The 14977-nt window shown below is 37.0% G+C and carries 14 protein-coding genes; 7 read left to right on the forward strand and 7 right to left on the reverse strand.

All coding sequences use genetic code 11. The features are described 5' to 3' along the window. Nucleotides 1–139 precede the first annotated feature (139 nt). Nucleotides 140–1246, forward strand: a complete 1107-nt coding sequence (locus C1642_RS04955; RefSeq protein WP_032030261.1) for a porin — start codon at nt 140–142, stop codon at nt 1244–1246. 108 nt (nt 1247–1354) lie between these two features. On the opposite strand, the gene C1642_RS04960 is transcribed toward C1642_RS04955, so the two are convergent. Together C1642_RS04960 and C1642_RS04965 are read right to left on the reverse strand one after the other, a co-directional pair. Next, complete coding sequence (locus C1642_RS04960) at nt 1355–1945, reverse strand: YidB family protein (RefSeq protein WP_000183451.1); 591 nt, start codon at nt 1943–1945, stop codon at nt 1355–1357. A gap of 99 nt (nt 1946–2044) precedes the next feature. Continuing rightward, entirely contained in the window at nt 2045–2506 is a 462-nt protein-coding gene (locus C1642_RS04965) for a DUF6231 family protein (RefSeq protein ID WP_000840537.1), read from the reverse strand. 39 nt (nt 2507–2545) lie between these two features. Between C1642_RS04965 and C1642_RS04970 the strand changes: the two genes are divergently transcribed. Then, nucleotides 2546–3415 (forward strand): DUF2797 domain-containing protein, encoded by an 870-nt coding sequence (locus C1642_RS04970; protein ID WP_065709160.1) that lies wholly within the window; start codon nt 2546–2548, stop codon nt 3413–3415. Between the two features lie 49 nt (nt 3416–3464). Here the strand turns inward: C1642_RS04970 and C1642_RS04975 are convergent, their stop codons facing one another. Genes C1642_RS04975 through C1642_RS04990 form a run of 4 tightly spaced genes read right to left on the reverse strand, consistent with a single transcriptional unit; the run spans nt 3465 to nt 8498 of the window. Continuing rightward, a complete protein-coding gene (locus C1642_RS04975; RefSeq protein ID WP_103235995.1) occupies nt 3465–4583 on the reverse strand; it encodes an ABC transporter permease in 1119 nt (372 codons plus the stop codon). Nucleotides 4584–4587: 4 nt separating this feature from the next. Beyond that, a complete protein-coding gene (locus tag C1642_RS04980) occupies nt 4588–5712 on the reverse strand; it encodes an ABC transporter permease (RefSeq protein ID WP_000006393.1) in 1125 nt (374 codons plus the stop codon). 10 nt (nt 5713–5722) lie between these two features. Beyond that, nucleotides 5723–7483, reverse strand: coding sequence for an ATP-binding cassette domain-containing protein (locus tag C1642_RS04985; RefSeq protein WP_103235996.1), 1761 nt, complete (start codon nt 7481–7483; stop codon nt 5723–5725). Next, nucleotides 7476–8498 carry an HlyD family efflux transporter periplasmic adaptor subunit gene (locus tag C1642_RS04990; protein ID WP_103235997.1) on the reverse strand — a complete coding sequence of 341 codons (1023 nt, stop codon included), beginning with the start codon at nt 8496–8498 and terminating at the stop codon, nt 7476–7478. Before C1642_RS04990 ends, C1642_RS04985 begins: the two co-directional genes overlap by 8 nt. Before the next feature lie 118 nt (nt 8499–8616). Here C1642_RS04990 and C1642_RS04995 point away from each other — a divergent pair, with 118 nt between their 5' ends. Further along, nucleotides 8617–9264 (forward strand): TetR/AcrR family transcriptional regulator, encoded by a 648-nt coding sequence (locus C1642_RS04995; RefSeq protein WP_000091621.1) that lies wholly within the window; start codon nt 8617–8619, stop codon nt 9262–9264. On the opposite strand, the gene lpxB is transcribed toward C1642_RS04995, so the two are convergent. Beyond that, entirely contained in the window at nt 9261–10436 is a 1176-nt protein-coding gene (gene lpxB, locus C1642_RS05000) for a lipid-A-disaccharide synthase (protein WP_002064783.1), read from the reverse strand. The genes C1642_RS04995 and lpxB overlap by 4 nt on opposite strands. Before the next feature lie 221 nt (nt 10437–10657). Between lpxB and C1642_RS05005 the strand changes: the two genes are divergently transcribed. Genes C1642_RS05005 through C1642_RS05020 form a run of 4 tightly spaced genes read left to right on the forward strand, consistent with a single transcriptional unit; the run spans nt 10658 to nt 14965 of the window. Further along, entirely contained in the window at nt 10658–12757 is a 2100-nt protein-coding gene (locus C1642_RS05005; protein ID WP_103235998.1) for a TonB-dependent siderophore receptor, read from the forward strand. 60 nt (nt 12758–12817) lie between these two features. Next, nucleotides 12818–13117, forward strand: coding sequence for a hypothetical protein (locus tag C1642_RS05010; RefSeq protein ID WP_000091759.1), 300 nt, complete (start codon nt 12818–12820; stop codon nt 13115–13117). Further along, nucleotides 13110–14666 carry a PepSY-associated TM helix domain-containing protein gene (locus tag C1642_RS05015; RefSeq protein ID WP_103235999.1) on the forward strand — a complete coding sequence of 519 codons (1557 nt, stop codon included), beginning with the start codon at nt 13110–13112 and terminating at the stop codon, nt 14664–14666. The genes C1642_RS05010 and C1642_RS05015 overlap by 8 nt, the downstream gene beginning before the upstream one ends. Continuing rightward, nucleotides 14663–14965, forward strand: a complete 303-nt coding sequence (locus C1642_RS05020; RefSeq protein WP_000971114.1) for a hypothetical protein — start codon at nt 14663–14665, stop codon at nt 14963–14965. The genes C1642_RS05015 and C1642_RS05020 overlap by 4 nt, the downstream gene beginning before the upstream one ends. Nucleotides 14966–14977: the final 12 nt, after the last annotated feature.

Consider the following 14977-nt stretch of genomic DNA (forward strand, 5'->3'; position numbering starts at 1 on the left):
CTTCACTCCATTGTCACAAAGTTTACAGATACTTCTTAGCAAGTTGGTGAGCTTCTGTAACTTTTTGTACATAAGCCAACTAAAAAATAAAAGTTAGCTAGGCATACGCCATTTAAAAATACCTTTTGGAGAAATCTCAATGAAGAAATTGCTTCTCGCTGCCGCAGTTGCAACTTTGAGCATAAACGCGGTGCAAGCAGCGCCAACTTTGTACGGCAAACTAAACGTTTCCATTAACCAAGTTGACAACAAAAATTTCGATGGTAAAAGTGACGTTACCGAAGTTAACTCAAACTCTTCTCGTATTGGGGTAAAAGGTGAAGAGAAGTTGACTGATAAGCTATCTGCTGTTTATTTAGCTGAATGGGCAATTTCTACTGACGGTTCTGGTTCAGATACTGACCTTAGCGCCCGTAACCGTTTTATTGGTTTAAAAACTGAAGGCGTCGGTACGTTAAAAGTAGGTAAATATGACTCTTACTTCAAAACCTCTGCTGGTAGCAACCAAGACATCTTTAACGATGACACACGTTTAGATATTACAAATATTATGTACGGTGAAAACCGTTTAGATAACGTAGTTGGTTTTGAATTAGACCCTAAATTATTAGCTGGTTTGACATTCAATATCATGGCTCAAACTGGTGAAAGCACTTCTGATAGTAAAAAAGGCGAAACTGGTAAAGACAGCAAAAATGATAGCTTCGATTCAGTTTCGACTTCTCTAGGTTATGAAAATAAAGACTTAGGTTTAGCAATCGCTGCTGCTGGTGACTTCGGTATCAAAGGTAAATATGCTGCTTACGGTTTGAAAGATGTTTATACAGACGCTTACCGTGTAACTGGTTCTTATGACATTGCTAAATCTGGTTTTGTAGTAGGTGCTTTATGGCAACATGCTGAACCTACTGATGACTTGACTGCATATGGTCAAACATATAAATCAGATGGTTCAATCGATAAAGCTGGTAAAGCTTACCGTGGTTTAGAAGAAGAAGCATACGCGGTAACTGCTGCTTATAAAATTCCTAACACTAAACTTAAAGTAAAAGCAGAATATGCTTCTGCTGAAACACAAGTAAGTGGTCAGGCAGATCGTAAAATTGACTTGTATGGTTTAGGTCTTGATTATCAAATCAATAAACAAGCTCGCTTCTACGGTATCGTTGCTCAACAAAAACGTGACTGGTTGAACGACGACGACAAACAAACTGTTGTAGGTACTGGTATTGAATATAACTTCTAATCAGTTATGTTCGATTCATATCTAAAATAAAAGGGCTTATGCCCTTTTATTTTATTGTGCTATCAAAAAAGCCGATATAAAAATATCGGCTTTTAAAAAATTTATATTTTATTTTAAGAAACCACTTACAAGATTCATCACATTTTGAATATCTTGGTTAGCTTCTTGATGATCTGTACTCTCACCTTGAGGTGTTAAAGAATCAATGACTTGAGGTAAGACAGAAGCGATTGCACCATAAACTTGTTCTTTTGGTGCTTGAGCTTGCTGAGCAACTTGTTCAATGTCTGCTGGATTAAACAGACTTTGTAATTGCTGGGTCGGAACTTCACTATTACTTTGGTTTGGATCAACCCAACTTTGAACTTGGCTACCTAAGCCAGCGCCTTTTAATTTCTCAAGAGCAGCTTGTAAACCACCTTGTTGCTGAACCCAACCTAAGATTAAAGGTACCACTGCAATTAATAAACTTTGTACACCACCACCAGTTTGAGGTGTGTTGTTATTACCAGTGACTTGTCCCAATACAGAACCCAATACTCCACCAAGACCACCTTGGGCACCAGATGAAGTATTACCACCCATTTGTCCTAGTACAGAACCTAAAATTCCACCTAAACCACCTTGACCTGACGCTTGCTGATTCCCACCTAAAGCTTGCTTAGCCAAAACTTCTACAATGTTGCTTAAATTTGTCATGAGTAACTCTTATGTATGGTTTATACATGAGCATACGCGTTTTTTTGTTAAGACAGCAAAAATCAAATTGTTAAATTTTGAAAGAGATTACAAGGTCTTTTACCAACGGAATTTATTCCAATTTTCTGGATTTGCCCAAAATTTTGAATTAAACCAATCTGGTACATGCTTATAGGTCAAAATATTAAATTGCCATAAAGCAAAATCACTATCATGTGAAGTCTTATCAATAAGTTGGGTAAAACCTAAAGAACGCAGAAGCTGTTCATCACTGCGTTTGCTTACTACAACAATTCGTTTTGCTAATAAATCTCTTAGCTTTACTAATAATTGTGATTTTTGCACATCGCTGATGTCCTGCATTTCATCAGTATCAAACAATACAAAACCCAAATCATAACGCTGAGTAAAAGGCAGACTTAACAGCTCAGTTACGGTAAAATAGTGCCATTGAATTGCGTTATTCTGGTCAATTTTCTGGCCAATACAAAGTGCAGTATGAATAGGCTGTTCGTTTGATAAATCGTCTAGCATAGAAGTGATGACATTTTGTTCAGCCATAACTGCAACCCTTAATTGAAAGATGTGAGTTTAAACTTTATGGAACTACAAGGCATTTGCCATAAAATGCATGCAGGCCTAAAAGATGCTAGTGTAACTGATCAACAGACAACCAAGGCAAATGTTGAATACAAATTTGTATTAGACCGTTCAGAAATTGATCTTCCTTTTAATTTAGGACAAGAACTAGAAATCGAATGGACAGGTAATATTTATTGCACCTCTTGTGGTGCTAAAACACCAAAGTCTTATTCGCAAGGCCACTGCTTTAAATGCTTTAAAACAAAAGCGGAATGTGACCTTTGCATTATGAAACCTGAAACATGCCACTACCATTTGGGTACATGTCGTGAAGATGATTTTGCCCACCGCGTATGTTTCCAGCCTCATATTGTGTATTTGGCAAATTCAAGTGCTTTAAAAGTAGGTATTACTCGCGTTAGCCATATGCCTGGTCGTTGGTTAGATCAAGGGGCAACTCAAGCCTTACCTATTTTAAAAGTTGGTTCACGTCGTTTATCTGGCCAGCTTGAAACCATGTTTGGTTCCTTAATTGCGGATAAGACAGATTGGCGTAAACTTCTCAAAGGCGAAGCTGAACCTCTAAATTTGATTGAACAACGTGATCAGTTAATTGAAGAATTCGCTCCTAAAATTCAAACTATTCGTGAAGAATTTAGCCAAAATCTTGAATTTAACGAAACGGTTGAATTACTAGAAAATGAATTGCCACGTGAGTTTGTTTACCCAGTTGAACAATATCCTGAAAAAATTAAGTCTTTAAACTTAGATAAAACACCAAAAATTCGTGGAGTATTGCAAGGTATTAAGGGCCAATATTTAATTTTTGATATTGGTGTTATTAATATCCGTAAATATACAGGTTACGAGCTGATTGTACGTGCATAAGTCAATTTAAAAAAAGCCCCATAAAAATGGGGCTTTTTAATCAATATAATTAAGATAATCTATTTCTAAACAACCAAGCTGCTAAAGGTAAAGTTACTATCCCCAGCACAATCATTGGTAAAAAATTCAATTTGACTTGGGCAAAGCTTGCACCTTCTAAATAAACCCGCTGTACTAAGTTAATTCCAAATCTTAATGGATTTGCATAAGTTGCTACTTGTAATGCTTTTGGCATATTTTCTACAGGTGTCAGTAAGCCTGAAAGTAACATTAAAGGCATAATCAATAAAAATGTAAAAAGCATAGCTTGTTGCATATTTAAAGATAAAGCTGAAATTGATAAGCCCACACCAACTACTGCCACGTTAAAGCTGAATAATCCAAAATAAAGCAGTCCAATAGAGCCATTCATTGGAATTTTAAACCAGAACAAAATAATCAATAAAATAATGGTCGATTGCATCAAGCCTACAAAAATCGGCGGCAAAGCCTTACCAATCATAATTTGTAATGGCGTATAAGGTGTCACTAATAATTGATCAAACGTACCCTGCTCACGTTCACGCGCAACTGATAAAGCAGATAAAAGTAATGTCTGCATCATACTTAATGCTGCAATTAATGCAGGCATTAAGCTCCAACGAGATTCCTGATTTGGGTTGTACCATGTTCTTGTTTCAAGGCTAATCGGTAAAGCTGAATTAAACTTTTGCTGATTAAATTGACCAATAATTTTACTTAGATATGACCCTGCGACCATAGCTGTAGATGAATTCCTGCCATCAACAATGACCTGTATAGGAGCGCTTTGGTTATTATTTAATTTACTCTCGAAATCATTGGGGATCGTAATTGCGAGCAATGCCTGACGATTATCAATAACCTGTTTGATTTGTTCGGTATATTCCAGTGTGGCAGCACGCTTAAAAATACCAGAGCCATCGAGCTTCGAGATCAGCTCATGTGAAACCTGCCCGTTGCTCTGATCTAAAATTGCATAATCTACATGGTTAACGTCATAAGTAGCCGCATAGCCAAATAAAAGTGCTTGCATCAGGGCGGGTACAAATAGAATAGCCCTATTTGCAGGATCACTAAAAATGGTTAAGAATTCTTTTTTGACTAAAAAACTTAAGTGTTTCAGCCACGTGATTAATTGCTGCCACATAACTTTATCTCAACCGTTTTTTCAGTGAAAAGTTCACAGCACATATCAAAACAACGATATATCCCAATAAAATACCGCACTCTTTAAACCATAGTCTCCAATCATCACCTCCCATAAATAAAGTTTTAATTAAAACCATAAAATGCGTCGCTGGAAGTAACTGGCTAATAATTTGCACAACCAAAGGCAAGTTGCGTGTATCAAAAACAAATCCGGAAAGCATCAGTGCTGGCATAAAACTTGCCAACAAAGCAATTTGACTCGCCTGAAACTGACTTTGGGCAAAGCCAGATATAGTTAAACCAAGTAATAATGAAACGATTAAATATAGAAATGAAGCAGATAAAATTGAGAATAATGAACCGCGCATAGGTACTTCAAAAATAAAATGTGCAGCAACAATACAAATAACGATATCAATCATGCCGACAACAACGTACGGAATGAGTTTTGCCAACACAATTTCAAATGGCCGTACTGGTGTGACAAATAAGGCTTCTAATGTTCCCCGTTCCCTTTCACGGGCAATAAGCAGACCCGTTAAAAATGCGCCAATTAAAGTTAAAATGAGTACCATTAAACCCGGCACTAAAAACCAAGTACTGTTACCAGATTCGTTAAACCATATTCTTTGTTCAATTTTAACGGCGCTTGCAGATGCTAATATGGGGCTACGATCAATTTGTATTGATGGCGCGGTAGCCAAAGCACCCGCGACATACCCCTCTAAAGCAGTTGCTATGGTGGTCGATCTACCATTTAATAGCAATTGAACCTTTGCGTTACCTTGTTGGGCCTGATTTGCAAAATCGGAAGGCAAATGCAAAATCGCATCAATTTTGCCATTTCGAATGGCCTGTTCTGCTTCAGGCAAATTATGAAATTCTAGACTGGTTAAATATCGCGATCCATTTAAGCCAGCTAAGACCTGATTGACCTGCGGCGAGGACTGATCAACTACAACACCAACTCGTGCTTGGTTCAAGTCAAAAGAAAGTCCATAACCAAATAGTAAAATTAAGATAACAGGCAAAACTAGGCCAATTCCGAGACTGCTTTTGTCACGAAGAAGCTGTTTAGTTTCTTTCCGAACTAAGGCTTTCAAGCGACTCCAAAATGCAAAGCTCATTGTAGGTCTCCTAACCCGCATGCCTTAATGCACGTGCTTGTTCCACTATTGCAATAAAAGCCTCATTCATATCAACAATAATATGTTTATCTTTACTTGCCAATTCGCGGACCTGTTGAGGAGAACCTAGGGCTAGTAACTTTCCTGCATCTTGTATAGCAATGCGGTCACAATATTCTGCTTCCTCCATAAAATGGGTGGTAATAATGATGGTAATGCCTTGATTTGCGAGTTTACCAATACTGTACCAAAATGAACGCCGTGCAAGCGGGTCTATTCCACTCGTAGGTTCGTCTAAAAATAAAATTTCTGGTTCATGTAATAATGCAGCCGCCATAGATAAGCGCTGTTTATAACCACCAGGTAAATCACCGCTTTTAATTTGCGGCTTTAAATCATATTGCTGTAAAGCTTTATCAATTTGTTGATCTAGTTTTTTGCCCGATAAACCATAGGCTCCACCAAAAAACTTTAAGTTTTCCAACACAGTTAAATTGCTATACAGTGCAAATTTTTGAGAGACGTAGCCTACTTTAGCTCTTGCTTCAGCACGGGCCGTCCGTAAGTTTTTACCTGCAACTTCTAGGTAACCGCTACTTGCCGGTAGTAACCCACATAACATGCGAAATGTCGTGGTTTTACCAGCTCCATTTGGCCCAAGTAACCCAAAGATCTCTCCACGCTGTACAGTAAATGACGTGTTGGCAACAGCAGTAAAATCTCCAAAAGTTCTGACTAAATCTTTAACTACAATGACCGCTTGGTCGGATTGCGAATTATTGTTTTGTTCGAATCGAAAAGCCTGCTGAGAAATAGAGATTTGTTGTTTTTGATTTTGCTGTAACAACATCATAAAAGCATCTTCGAGTTCAGGTGGTCGCCTATTTGCCACTAGTCCCAGAGGTAAAATATTTGTTGATAGTTCTTTTTGGCGACTAATAAAGTTTACTTGCTCTCCTCTTGGCACTGCATCAATAATCTCTCCAGAATTTCCAAGCAACTGGGCTTGTACAATCCGAGTCTTAATCTGCTCTGAAGGCTTTATTTGCCATGTTTGCTCATGTACTAACGCTTTTAATTGCTCAGGTGAACCTTGTCTTAAAATTTTGCCTTCGTGCATGATATACACGTAAGCGCACTTTTCTGCTTCATCCATATAAGCGGTACTTATAATTACACTTAAATTTTCTTCCTGAACAAGTTGTTCAATAATGATCCATAAATCCCGTCGTGATAAAGGGTCTACTCCAACACTAGGTTCATCGAGCAACAGTAACTCTGGGGAACGAACTAGAGTACATGCCAATCCTAGCTTTTGCTTCATTCCACCAGAAAGTTGCCCTGCTAGACGTTGAGTAAACTGAGTAAGATCCGTTATCTCCAATAAACGTTTAAATCTTTGGTTACGTACATTTTTTGGAACGCCGTGTAAGTCGGCATATAAATTTAGATTCTCTTGTACACTTAAGTCTTCATAGAGTCCAAAACGTTGTGGCATATAACTAATACGGTCTTGGACAACTTGAGGATGTTTTTCAATATCAAACCCAAGCACATGAAGAGAACCTGAACTCGCTTTATATAATCCTGCAATTAACCTTAATAAAGTTGTTTTACCCGCACCATCTGGACCGACTAAAGCGGTAAGTTCTCCTTTTTTGATTTGCATATTCAAATCAAAAATTGCACTAATATCTGCTGAATTTTTATTTTCGGCTTTAAAAGTCATGAATAAATTAAGGGCTTGAACCACTGCTTTACTATCAATCATGGGCTTTCTCACTTAAAGCAAGTGGGACTTTTACTGTCACGGGTTGACCCATTTTTAATTGATCATTCGGATCATTTACATACACCCGAACTTCGTAAACAAGTGTTGTTCTAATCTCTTCTGTCTGTACTGTTTTAGGTGTGAACTCAGCCACTGAAGATATATAGCCAATTTTTCCATTCATAGGCTGATTGGGATAAGCATCACGAATGACTTGAGCCGTGCCTCCCATTTTAATTGAACTTAAATCTTGTTCATTTACATACACACGAATCCATTTTAGATTGGTCAAGGCTAATGTATAAACGGCCTTTTGAGCAGTTGTCATGTCGCCAACTTCTTGCAACCGAGCTCGTACCACTGCATTTACAGGAGACCTTAGTTCTGCTTGAGTAAGGTTATAGTTAATTAAATCTAAATTAGCCTTAGTCACTTCATACTGTGCTCTGGTTGCTTCACGATCTTCTTTTCGTGCACCTTTAATTAATAATTCTAAATTGGCTTGTCTTTCACGGACCGCTGCCTCAGCACTATGTTGATTACTTTTGGCATAGTCGAGTTCTTGTTGGCTAATTGCTCGACCATCGGTACTACTTACCAAAATTTGTAAGCGTTGCAAGTTTTTATTGGTTTTATCAAGTTCAGCTTGGGCAGACGCAAGTTGAGCTTTTGCTTGGGTGATTTCTTCAGGGCGAGCTCCAATCTCTTGTTTAATAATTGCCTCTTGTTGAGCTTTAAGTTGTGCTTGAGCTTGCTTTGCCTGAATTTGTAATGCATTGGTATTAAGGGTTGCCAGTACTTGACCTGCTTGAACTTTATCGCCCTCTTGAACTAAAAGTTTCTGAATACGGCCAGACTGTTCAAATGCAAGTGAAACTTGGCGGATATCCACATTTCCATATAAAGTTAATACATTATTATCTAATTGTTTTTTATGATTATATCCCCATACCCAAAAGCCGATGGCAACTACAGCTATAACAACTAAAATGCCGGCAATCACTTTTTTATTCATCTTTTTGGCCTTCTTATTAAATTCAAATTTACATAGTTTAAATTCAATTTAAATTTAAATTAACTTAATCTGTGAATAAAAGATATACTTTTATGATGAAATAAAATTAGGTTTAAACATGTCCAGATCTAGACGAAGTGATGGTGACTTAACAAAGACTAAAATTATTGAGGCAGCAGGACCCTTAATCGCCCAATATGGTTTTGCAAAAACAGCAAACAAAACAATTGCCAAAGTAGCAAATGTCGATTTAGCAGCAATTAATTATCACTTTGATGGTCGAGATGGGCTATATCAAGCAGTGTTAATGGAAGCTCATGCCCATTATCTAGATGAACAATACTTACTAGAACTTGTTGAAAGTACTTACCCTCCCGAAGAAAAATTGAGTTTATTACTTGAAACTTTATTACATAAGTTGACGGAAAAAGATGTTTGGCATGGCAAAGTTTTTATTCGCGAACTGTTTTCACCTTCTGAGCATTTATTAAGTTTTATTGAATTAACTGGTATGAGAAAATTTTTTCTTATTCGAAAGTTGATTAGTCAAGTGGCGAACTTAGATGAAAATGATCCGGCCGTTTTACCTTGTATTTTAAGCGTGATGACCCCTTGCATGATGCTTATTATTGCCGGGCCTAATGCTCAAGCACCTGAGCCACTTAAAAATATTGCTCAGATGCCCTTACATGATTTAGTTGAACACTTTAAAAAATTTTCATTAGCTGGATTAAAAGCAATTAGCCAATCAAATCTTAAAAATTAGCTATTCAAACATTGCAAAATGGCTTGAACCGGATCTTCTGTATTTCCAGAAATAAGCTGTTTATGCATAGTTAAATGTTGCATTACTTGAATTTGAGCGGTTTCAACATTCATTAGTTTTTCTATTTCAGCCGCTAAATTTTCAGGTGTTGCATCTGCCTGAATCAGCTCTTCAATTACTTTTTTACCCGCGATGATATTTGGCAAGGAGTAATAAGGTATTTTCACCAAGAATTTAGCAATTAAATAAGTTAACCAATGCAGTTTATAGAAAGTGACCATTGGTCTATGCATGAGCATGGCTTCTAATGTCGCCGTTCCAGACGCTAAGGCAATAATGTCACTCGCGTTCATGACCATACGACCAATTTTCGATTCGCTATCCGTATTTTCTAAAATATGAATTTTTGCTTTTAGCTGCGGTGCTAATTGTTCAACCCCCTGCTCAATCTGCTGTTTGCGCGCATCATTAATTGCCGGAATTAAAAACTGAATATCTGGATATTTTGTATGCAAAATATTGGCTGCCCCCAATAGCATAGGAAGAAGTCTTTCTACTTCACCTTTGCGGCTACCAGGCAACAAAGCAATATGTTTTTGATTTTCATCAACACCCAATTCTTGTTTAGCAATTTGAATAGGGTTCTCAAGCGGTAATTGTTTAGCTAGTGGATGGCCTACAAATGCCGCTGGCACTTCATATTGTTCATAAAAAACTTTTTCAAAAGGAAATAAGCAAAGTACTAAATCTATACTTTGTTTGATGCCATGTACTCGCCCTTGGCGCCATGCCCAAACTGATGGACTCACATATTGAACTGTTTTTATTGGAAGATTCTTTTCTTTGATACTTTTCGAAAGTCTGAGGTTAAAGTCTGGTGCATCAATACCAATAAAAATATCAACTGGATGCTGAGTCCATTGATTAATTAAGCCATCACGTACGGCGAATAGTTTTTTTAAGTCTTTTAATACCTCAACAATGCCCATCACAGACAGAGTTTCCATTGGGTAATAACTGTTAAAACCTTCCGCAATCATTTGAGGGCCACCGATTCCCTCAAATTCAGCATCGACTCCCTGCTCACGAAAACTACGCATGAGTTTTACGCCGAGCGTATCTCCAGAAACTTCTCCAACTACAATGCCTATTTTAAGTTTTCGGTTTGCCAAGGCGATTTACCCAAGAATTTGAAATAACGCATTCTAGCATAGAGACTTATTAATCTTGAACTTACCTAATCAATTCCAGCTAAACCTAGCCCTAGCAAATCACTATCTAAAATTACATTCATACACTATCTTTTAATCTAAATTAACAATGTTATTTGAATTGTAGCTTACATTTACAAACAATAAAATAAATGAGAATTATTTACATTATCTTTAATCTTATGAATATCCCACCTCGACCATTTAAGTTGTCTGTAATCGCCTGCGCGATTTGTTATGCCAACCTTACCTATGCCCAAGATGCACAGGTACAAGCTTTGCAAACGATTCAAGTCAAAGCATCAAATGCTGAGCAGTCTTCTGAACAGACCAAGGCATATAATGTTAAAAACTCAAGTAGTGCAACCAAGCTTAATATTGAGGCTAAGGAAACACCCCAAACCATTAATGTCGTTACTCGTCAGCAAATTGAAGATTTTGGCCTTACCAGTACTCGTGATGTTTTAAGTAATACACCAGGTGTGACAGTAACTGGATTAGAAACAAACCGAACAACTTATACTGCTCGTGGTTTTGATATTTCAAATATTTTGGTTGACGGAATCGGTATCCCTCAAGTTGATAGCTATAATTATAATAATAGTGATGCAGATAGCTATTTCTATGATCGCATTGAAATTGTAAAAGGTGCTGATGCTCTAACAAATGCTCTAGGTGATCCTGGGGCTACAATTAACTATATCCGTAAACGCCCTACTAAAGAATTTCAAGCAAATGCTGGGGTGAGCTATGGTTCATGGGATACGCAGCGCTATGAAGCTGATATCTCAGGTTCTCTTACACAAGATGGGCGAGTACGAGGACGTCTCGTAGGTTATGAGAAAGTCGGAGATTCTTATCTAGACCGCTATTCAGAAGAAAAAAACGGTTTTCAAGGAATTTTAGAAGCTGACGTTACAGACACTACAACTATTTCAGCAGGATATTCAAAAACTCGTCAATACGCTAATGGTTCGCAATGGGGTGCACTACCCTTAGTTAACTCAAAAGGAGAACCATTAAATTATTCACGCAACTATAATTATGCACCATCATGGACATACTACGATTGGGAAATTGATAATTATTTTGCCAATATTGAACAAAATTTATGGGGAGACTGGAAGCTAAGGTTAGGTTATAACCTTAAAAAATCAGAGGTTAAAGATAAAATGCTTTATCTCAATGGTTCTCCTTCTGCTACAGACAATACATCTGGTATTTCACTATTACCAGAAATTTATAATCAAAAATTTAAAGAAACTACAGCAAATGCAGATATTCAAGGTACGTTTAATTTATTAGGGCAGCAACACGAAGCAAATATTGGTTATAACTGGTCAAAGTATAATGCTCAAAGTGTTTATTCGTATGGTAGTAGTTTAGGCGTTATTACTACAGACTTACCAAGCTGGACACCTGAAGAACCGACTTGGGGAGACTTTACCTATGCTGACCCAGAAGAAAGAGTAATGAAGTCTGTTTACGGTGCCACACGTCTTCATCTAGGTGAGGATCTGAAATTTATCTTAGGTGCTAACTATACTGAAATCGAAACTTTGGATTATAAAAAGAATAAAGTTTCCCCGTATGCGGGTATTACATATAACTTTACTCCTGAATACACAGGTTATATGAGTTATACCTCTATTTTTAGGCCACAAACGGTTATCGATCTTTCTACTAAACAAACCGCTGTACCAGTAGAGGGTGAAAGTTATGAAGTAGGTGTAAAAAGCTCTTGGTTAGATGGTGCTTTAACTGGAAATATCGCTATCTTTAGAACAGACGAAGATAACTTTGCACTAAACCCATTATGGGATCCGCTCTATAATAAATACTCGTCACCAATAGGAACGATTAGATCGCAAGGGGTTGAAGTTGGATTAACTGGAAAATTAACTGATAACTTAGATTTAGTTTTTGGTTTCTCAACATTTAGTCTAAAAAATATGGAATCAGGTGAAAGAGGTAGACCAAATATCCCAACTCAAACACTTAACGTTTTAGCTTCTTATACTGTTCCCCAAATTCCAAAATTGAAAGTTGGTGCAAGCATTAAATGGCAAGATGATATACATGACACCTCTTATTCAACTGTAAAACAAGATGCTTACGCATTGCTTAATGTTATGGCCAGCTATGATTTAAACGAACATGTAATGTTCCAAGTGAATGGCAATAATCTAACAAATGAAAAGTATTTGACAGGTTTATCTGGTGGTCAGGGTTACTATGGTGCCCCAGCCAACTATACAGTTGCTGTAAAGTTTAAATATTAATAGCGTAGCCAATCCCAATTTGGGGTTGGCTTTCTTTTTATTTTTTATGTGTCAGTAAATATGTCCAGAACTTTAAATCTTCCGATGTTATATCGCATAAAAGTTTTCTATCGATTCTTAATTGTTTTCGGTATGGGTTATGCCTGTATGGCGTACTTAAGTCTTGGACTAACTGAAATTTTCCATTTGAACTTAGACAAACCAGAAGCTATCTATTTGGCGGCCTTTATTTCTATTTTGTTTTATGTATTTTTCGTGATTGTTGGTTTCTGCATCCAATCATTATTGCGACTGACCATTTTATCAATCGCATTATTTGCCCTTTTCTTTATTGTGACACGGACGGTAGGTTATGCATAAAGGTATACGTCAATCTATGGCATGGCTCCACTCGTGGACTGGTTTAATTTTTGGATGGCTCGTATTTGCTATTTTTTTAATGGGAAGTTTGTCTTATTACCGCCATGAAATTAATTTGTGGATGCAACCACCCCTTGCACAATTTGAAATAAAACAAGATGTGGCAATTAAAACGGCATATCAATACTTACAAGAACACGCTTCAGATGCTAAATCTTGGTATTTAACTGTTGCTACATCTGAAAGTCCGGTAAATACGATGTATTGGGAAAAACCAGATGGTAGTTATGGAAATGCAACCCTCGATGCAAACACTGGTCAAGAATTAAAACTTTCTGCGACTGAAGGCGGTGACTTTTTCTACCGTTTCCATTATCAACTTTTTGGTGTCCCGATATTAATTGGGCGGTTGGTCGTATCTTTAGCAGCTTTTATTATGTTGATTGCCTTAATCTCAGGCATTATTACTCATAAAAAAATCTTCACCGATTTTTTTACCTTGCGCACCTTTAAGTCGCAGCGCTCATGGTTAGATTTTCATAATGTTTCATCTGTTATTGCTCTACCCTTCTTTTTAACAGTTACTTTTACTGGCTTGGCTATTTTCTTCTATTTATATTTACCTTGGGGAATGCAAAAACTCTATCCAGAGAATCCATATCAATATTTCAATGATATACGTACAAAAACAGTCACAGAAAGTACAACACCGCATCCTGCACAGAATTTACCAGTTGAAAAGCTATTAGCCCAACTTAAACAGCGTTGGGGAAATCAAACTTTAGCAACTATGAGTGTTAAAAACCCAAATACGAATCAGGCTCAAATTACGTTTATTCAGCAAGAAGACCATTCTATTACCCGTAATCAAGCACAAATCACATTAGATGCTACAACTGCTAAAGTCTTGGGTGATACACGTAATCATAGTCCTATTGCCACACTTTATGCGGGAGTATATGGCCTACATATGGCAACTTTTGCTCAGCCTCTACTTCGCTTAGGATTGTTTTTCTCTGGCATTTTAGGCTGTGTAATGATTGCCTCTGGCTTGTTGCTTTGGAGTCTTAAACGCCAACTTCAAAGTAAAAATAGTCAGTTTCATTTAGGGCACTATTTAGTTGACCGTTTAAATGTTGCTACCTTTGTAGGTTTGCCTTGTGCAACTCTTGCTTATTTGTATGCGAATCGATTGTTTACTGTCACGGCCACCACTGTTAATTATGAAATTTATAGTTTCTTCTTCGTGTGGCTCATGAGCTTTATTATTGCGCTCATCACTAAAAAACAATATTTATGGCCAACTCAGCTAGGTATTTTTATTCTGCTTAGTATTGCACTCCCTATCTTGAATATAAGTTATTTACTAAAAAACAATTATATTCAAAACTTTAGTGGTTATTGGGATTTTGCACGTATAGATATATTTTTCTGGTTATTTGCAGCTTTAGCCTTTTTTATATTTCTTAAAATTAAGCCTATTCAAAATAAAGCTTCAGATAAAATTCAAAAAAAGCTGAGTAAGTTAAATATTGAGGTGAATTCATGATGTTCTTTGTGTTTATCCTGACTTTACTAGGCATGTATTTACTATTCATATCGACTGAAAAATATCGCTCACCGAAATCAACTGGTCATTTCAAACCTTTAGCTCAAAAATATTATTCATTGTTGAGGATATTGGCCTTTTTACTATTTGCGTTGAGCGGGTTTATTCTCATCAAAAAATATGGTTTTTCAATTGGTTTTGTCAGCTGGTGGATCTTTGCAACACCCTTAACCTTTTTGCTGATACTTTGGCTTAATCCGCTCAAGCCATCAAAAACTTCCTCTAAGTCATCAATTTGAATAAAATTTCCT

Origin of the sequence: Acinetobacter sp. AKBS16, from assembly GCF_002899995.1 — a bacterium.
GTDB lineage: Bacteria > Pseudomonadota > Gammaproteobacteria > Pseudomonadales > Moraxellaceae > Acinetobacter > Acinetobacter baumannii.

Excerpts from the sequence above, each read along its gene's own strand:
- C1642_RS05020 (WP_000971114.1), top strand. The coding sequence starts at position 14,663 with ATGATGTTCTTTGTGTTTATCCTGACTTTACTAGGCATGTATTTACTA.
- C1642_RS04985 (WP_103235996.1), bottom strand. The coding sequence starts at position 7,483 with ATGATTGATAGTAAAGCAGTGGTTCAAGCCCTTAATTTATTCATGACT.
- C1642_RS05005 (WP_103235998.1), top strand. The coding sequence starts at position 10,658 with ATGAATATCCCACCTCGACCATTTAAGTTGTCTGTAATCGCCTGCGCG.
- C1642_RS04955 (WP_032030261.1), top strand. The coding sequence starts at position 140 with ATGAAGAAATTGCTTCTCGCTGCCGCAGTTGCAACTTTGAGCATAAAC.
- C1642_RS04995 (WP_000091621.1), top strand. The coding sequence starts at position 8,617 with ATGTCCAGATCTAGACGAAGTGATGGTGACTTAACAAAGACTAAAATT.
- C1642_RS05010 (WP_000091759.1), top strand. The coding sequence starts at position 12,818 with ATGTCCAGAACTTTAAATCTTCCGATGTTATATCGCATAAAAGTTTTC.
- C1642_RS04960 (WP_000183451.1), bottom strand. The coding sequence starts at position 1,945 with ATGACAAATTTAAGCAACATTGTAGAAGTTTTGGCTAAGCAAGCTTTA.
- C1642_RS04975 (WP_103235995.1), bottom strand. The coding sequence starts at position 4,583 with ATGTGGCAGCAATTAATCACGTGGCTGAAACACTTAAGTTTTTTAGTC.
- C1642_RS04980 (WP_000006393.1), bottom strand. The coding sequence starts at position 5,712 with ATGAGCTTTGCATTTTGGAGTCGCTTGAAAGCCTTAGTTCGGAAAGAA.
- C1642_RS04990 (WP_103235997.1), bottom strand. The coding sequence starts at position 8,498 with ATGAATAAAAAAGTGATTGCCGGCATTTTAGTTGTTATAGCTGTAGTT.
- C1642_RS05015 (WP_103235999.1), top strand. The coding sequence starts at position 13,110 with ATGCATAAAGGTATACGTCAATCTATGGCATGGCTCCACTCGTGGACT.
- C1642_RS04965 (WP_000840537.1), bottom strand. The coding sequence starts at position 2,506 with ATGGCTGAACAAAATGTCATCACTTCTATGCTAGACGATTTATCAAAC.
- C1642_RS04970 (WP_065709160.1), top strand. The coding sequence starts at position 2,546 with ATGGAACTACAAGGCATTTGCCATAAAATGCATGCAGGCCTAAAAGAT.